The sequence below is a fragment of the Pseudoalteromonas sp. S1727 genome (assembly GCF_005886375.1).
Lineage (GTDB): Bacteria > Pseudomonadota > Gammaproteobacteria > Enterobacterales > Alteromonadaceae > Pseudoalteromonas > Pseudoalteromonas haloplanktis.
Map to the genome: position 1 here is coordinate 1 of NZ_PNDT01000072.1, position 4,781 is coordinate 4,781.

The 4,781-nt window shown below is 42.4% G+C and carries 6 protein-coding genes; 1 reads left to right on the top strand and 5 read right to left on the bottom strand.

What is annotated here, in order from left to right:
- Positions 1–129: 129 nt before the first annotated feature.
- A complete protein-coding gene (locus CWB85_RS15385) occupies positions 130–1,302 on the top strand; it encodes a HEPN-associated N-terminal domain-containing protein (RefSeq protein ID WP_138555369.1) in 1,173 nt (390 codons plus the stop codon).
- Positions 1,303–1,501: 199 nt separating this feature from the next.
- On the opposite strand, the gene nth is transcribed toward CWB85_RS15385, so the two are convergent.
- From nth to CWB85_RS15410, 5 genes are all read right to left on the bottom strand, one after another.
- Complete coding sequence (gene nth, locus CWB85_RS15390) at positions 1,502–2,134, bottom strand: endonuclease III (protein ID WP_138555370.1); 633 nt, start codon at positions 2,132–2,134, stop codon at positions 1,502–1,504.
- Positions 2,135–2,171: 37 nt separating this feature from the next.
- Positions 2,172–2,870, bottom strand: coding sequence for an electron transport complex subunit E (locus tag CWB85_RS15395; protein ID WP_138555371.1), 699 nt, complete (start codon positions 2,868–2,870; stop codon positions 2,172–2,174).
- Positions 2,867–3,502, bottom strand: a complete 636-nt coding sequence (rsxG, locus tag CWB85_RS15400; protein WP_016707859.1) for an electron transport complex subunit RsxG — start codon at positions 3,500–3,502, stop codon at positions 2,867–2,869. Before rsxG ends, CWB85_RS15395 begins: the two co-directional genes overlap by 4 nt.
- Positions 3,499–4,557: an electron transport complex subunit RsxD gene (rsxD, locus tag CWB85_RS15405; RefSeq protein ID WP_138555372.1), complete on the bottom strand. Its 1,059-nt coding sequence runs from the start codon at positions 4,555–4,557 to the stop codon at positions 3,499–3,501. The genes rsxG and rsxD overlap by 4 nt, the downstream gene beginning before the upstream one ends.
- Positions 4,557–4,781 (bottom strand): hypothetical protein (locus CWB85_RS15410; protein ID WP_138555373.1); only part of this gene is annotated, 225 nt, incomplete at its 5' end. The genes CWB85_RS15410 and rsxD, both read right to left, overlap by 1 nt.

The following is a 4,781-nucleotide window of genomic DNA, read 5'->3' on the forward strand; positions in this document are numbered from 1 at the left end:
ACCGATTGAATCAAAATAGGAGTTCGGCTATGGTTAATGCATCAATAAAAATAAATTAAAAACGAGTTATTCTACAGGCTCGTTATACCTATTTGGAGATTATCGTTGGGACGACTTAAACACTTCGCAATGGAAGAGGAAGAAAGAGGTTTTTATTCTGTCGGGGATAAGTATGTCTGTAGCGCATGTGTTGGTGACAAGGATTTAGGCCGTTTTATTAAAGATAACGGAGATAAATCTCAGTGTACGTATTGCCAGAGCAATCACTCTATAGTCTTACATTTCGATGAGCTAATGAAATTCATTCTAGAATGTTTATCTCAAGAGTATGGTGATCCTAATAATGTAGGTGTCGCATGGGATAAAGGTTGGGTCGGCGAGGTATTCGACACATACGATTTTCTTGATGAGGTAGGAATTCCAATTGAGAATATGGAATTTCAGGATGATGTTCTTTACTCACTATCTGATAGGCAATGGTGTAAACAGGACTTTTATAATTTGTCACCTGAGCTGGCGTTAAGTTATGGTTGGAAAGAGTTTGTTAACGCTATTAAGCATAAGTCTAGATACGTCTTTTATCGCGTGCAAGATTCACGGGACTTCAGAGGCTATGAAGAAATAGCACCTAGTTACTTTTTAGATGCCTTGTGTAATGTAATAGAGTCCTTAGCTTTATATAAGAAAATAGAAATTGGCACTACGCTGACACGTGTACGTATTCACAATAAAGGTGAAAAATTCACAAAGGCAGAAGAGCTTGGCCCGCCACCTTTAGAATATGCCACTTACCCAAATAGAATGAGCCCTTCTGGAATCCCTATGTTTTACGGTGCTTTTAATCTTAAAACCGCTATAGCTGAGACATATACTCCCGATGGGCAGAGTAAAGTCGGGACTGTTGGTAAATTTGAAACGGTTAAAAGACTTACATTAGTTGACCTTTCCAAACTTCCACCTTTTAAAGGAATCTTTTCAGGTGTTAGTAGAGACTACAGGCACGGACTATCATTTCTAATAGATTTTCTAGAAGACTTTACAGCTCCAATAAGCAAAGATGGGAGGGAGCATATTGATTATGTGCCAACTCAAGTTGTTAGTGAGCACTTAAGGTTTATACATAAAACAGGAGAGGGTAATTCTATTGATGGGATTATCTACCCTAGTTCTAAAGACTGCGGAAAAAAAGCAGTGGTTCTTTTTTGTGAAAATGAATGCTGCTCGGATGAAGCTAATATACATGAGAATACTATGTTAAAACTCACCAAAGTTACTAGGGTAAATCCAGAACGGTATATATAGGTATAACAATGCCGTCAAGAAAGGACGCAAAAAGCTTGGCTTGCGCTCCTTCGTCGCTAATTATAGCCAAGCATTTTCCGCCTCTTACGGCGGCGTTTTAGCCCATAGAAATTCACCTAATACAGCCAACGAGCTAAAACGTTTTTGTCCAAAAACGTGTTTCGCGAACTTCCGCTTATTGCTCAAAGTTGTCACTAACTTAATCTACTTTATCCTTAAACTCACACAAGTCTTCAATTATACAACTGCCACATTTTGGTTTGCGGGCTGTACAAACATAACGACCATGTAAAATGAGCCAATGGTGTACATCGACTTTAAATTCTTTAGGCACTACTTTTTCGAGCTTCTTTTCTACTTCAACAACATTTTTACCCATGGCAAATTTAGTGCGATTGGAGACGCGGTCAATATGGGTGTCTACCGCGATTGTCGGCCAGCCGAAGGCGGTGTTGAGTACGACGTTTGCAGTTTTACGGCCAACGCCAGGGAGGGCTTCTAAGGCTTCGCGGTTTTCAGGAACTTCGCTGTTGTGTTTATCTACTAAAATCTGGCACATTTTGTACACATTGGCGGCTTTAGAGTTAAACAAACCGATGGTTTTAATGTAATCGCGCAGCGTATCGTGGCCTAAGTCTAAAATGGCTTGTGGCGTATTGGCTACGGGAAAGAGCTTACGGGTGGCTTTATTAACACCTACATCGGTGGCTTGTGCTGATAGTGTTACCGCTACTAGTAGTTCAAACGGGCTTGAATATTCAAGCTCAGTTTCAGGATGCGGATTTTGCTCACGCAGGCGCGAGAGTATTTCGTAACGTTTTTCTTTATTCATGCAACTTAAACGCACAGTAAATACTGTGCGCTTCCCCTTAAGTTAAACTGGTGACCCTTGCTCGCGGGCCTTTTTCGGCCACAGGTGGTGCTACTTGCTTTGCTTTTATTTGTGCGTCGATGACATTTTTAGCGGCTATTAGTAAGCCTAAACCTAAAAATGCGCCCGGTGGTAAAATAGCGAGTAAAAATTGGTTATCAAAACTAAATACTTCAATTCGTAACACTGATGCCCATGGGCCTAGTAGTAAATCGGCGCCATCAAATAAGGTGCCTTGACCTATTAGTTCGCGCATTGCGCCAAGTATAACAAGTACCACCATAAAGCCTGAGCCCATCATTAAGCCGTCAAACGCCGATAAATGAACTGGGTTTTTAGAGGCATAAGCTTCGGCGCGGCCGATAATGGCACAGTTAGTTACTATCAGTGGAATAAAAATCCCCAGTGATTGATATAAGCCAAACGTATAGGCATTCATTAGTAGTTGTACTATGGTTACGAAGCCTGCGATAAACATTACAAACACAGGTATGCGAATGTCTTTAGGCACCCAGTTTCGCACTGCAGAAATAGTCACGTTTGAGCCAACTAATACCAGTAATGTTGCAAGGCCAAGTCCCATTGCGTTGGTAACCGTTGAGGTGACAGCTAACAGCGGACACAAACCAAGTAATTGTACGAGGGCAGGGTTGTTTTTCCACATCCCTTCGTTAAATAACTCTTTTAATTGGCTCATGATTCACCTACTTGGCATGCATTACTTGCATTAAATACCGCATCGAAATTATTTTTTGAGAATAGCACAGCTTGTTTTACTGAACCAACCACAGCACGTGGCGTAATAGTAGCGCCAGTGAATTGATCAAAACTGCCGCCATCTTTTTTAACGGCCCAGCGTTGATCGTCTTCACTGTGTAGTGTTTGACCTTTAAATGAGGTGATCCACAACGATTTTTTTATTTCCACTTTGTCACCAAGTCCTGGCGTTTCTTCGTGTTTAGTAACACGCACACCGGCCACATCTGCGTTTGCAAATACCGCAGTTAATAACTCGATATCACCACTGTAACCTTTTGGCGTGACGTGGCGTATAACCAAAGCGACAGGCTGGCCATCTTTTCGCGCCCGATAAATTGTTTGTGGCTGATCACCGATTAACGGATCATCGATGATGGCGCAATCTTGATAAAGGGTATTATCGTAAAAATGAGGGTCCAACACATCTTGCAATTGTAGCGACAGCTGTTTGCGCTCTTGCTCTGCAATGTTATCTGCAGTGAGAGTATGAATGACTCCCACTGCGCCGGTAGTGATCAGTGCAAACAGTGCTAAAATACCGCCGTTTTTGGTCATTGATGAAATGATCATTTGTTTACCCCATGGCCATAAGTACGTGGTTGGGTGTAGTAGTCAATTAGTGGCACAGCCATGTTAAGCAACAATACCGCAAAGGCCATTGCATCTGGATAGCCGCCAAATGTACGAATTAAATACACTAATAAGCCAATTAATGCGCCGTAAATTAATCGGCCGCGGTTAGTCGTGGCTGCAGAAACAGGATCAGTCGCTATAAAGAATGCCCCAAGCATAGTGGCGCCGCTAAACAAGTGAAATACAACGCCAGGTTCAATCCCCGGTGCTGCGATATAACCCACAGCGCTGCACACAGCAAGAGCGCTAATTACACCAACTGGAATATGCCAGTTTATAACTTTTGCTTTAATCAGGTATAAGCCGCCGATTAAAAAGCCAAGATTAACCCAGCCCCAACCTTGGCCTAACCAACTATTAAAAATAGCGGCTTGCATACTCTCAGTGATAGTTAAACCATGGGCGATATCTGTTTTAATGGTATCTAGCGGCGTTGCCATTGTTACGCCATCTACACCGACTCTTAGTTGATCAACACTAAAGCCTGCGCTGGTAAAACCATTAAAAATAACGCTTAGTTGCTGATTAAAGCTAATAGAATTAGCGAGAAGATCATTGACCGGCATCCAAGTCGTCATTTGTACTGGGAATGAAATTAGCAACAATACATACGCAGCCATTGCAGGGTTAAATAAGTTAAAGCCAAGTCCACCATAGAGCTGTTTAACAATTACAATGGCAAAAAAGCTACCAATCACAATAATCCACCATGGTGCCAACGGTGGAATGCTCAGTGCTAACAATACGGCTGTAAGCCAAGCGCTACCATCACTTAGTGTAGGCCACACTGGGCGCTTGCGAATACGCATGATAACAGCTTCACTAATACTGGCTGTGAGCAAGGCTAAAATCAGCTGAATTAATACGCCCGTTCCAAAAAAATACAGTTGCGCGATAAGTCCAGGAATACAGGCTAAGATCACTGTTTGCATCAATTTGCTCAGTGATTTATGGCTGTGACTATGCGGCGAGCTGGCCATCGTAAGCTTCATTACTTATCACTTCCTTCTTGTTGTAGTTTCTTGGCTTTTGCTCGGGCAATTGCAGCAGCGACTGCGGCCTTTTTCTTATCTTGCGCTGTTTGCTCTGGTTGAGCTTCAGTGCCTGGCTCTTGGTTTTTAGTTGTAGGTGCAGTTTCATCTACAGCATTGTCTTTTTCTACGCTAGATACTTGTTCGGCTTTTGCTGCTTTTTTAGCTTTAGCACGCGCAATGGC

What these genes read in the sequence shown, in the direction of transcription:
- CWB85_RS15385 (WP_138555369.1), top strand. Translation starts at nt 130, where the DNA reads ATGGAAGAGGAAGAAAGAGGTTTTTATTCTGTCGGGGATAAGTATGTC.
- nth (WP_138555370.1), bottom strand. Translation starts at nt 2,134, where the DNA reads ATGAATAAAGAAAAACGTTACGAAATACTCTCGCGCCTGCGTGAGCAA.
- CWB85_RS15395 (WP_138555371.1), bottom strand. Translation starts at nt 2,870, where the DNA reads ATGAGCCAATTAAAAGAGTTATTTAACGAAGGGATGTGGAAAAACAAC.
- rsxG (WP_016707859.1), bottom strand. Translation starts at nt 3,502, where the DNA reads ATGATCATTTCATCAATGACCAAAAACGGCGGTATTTTAGCACTGTTT.
- rsxD (WP_138555372.1), bottom strand. Translation starts at nt 4,557, where the DNA reads ATGAAGCTTACGATGGCCAGCTCGCCGCATAGTCACAGCCATAAATCA.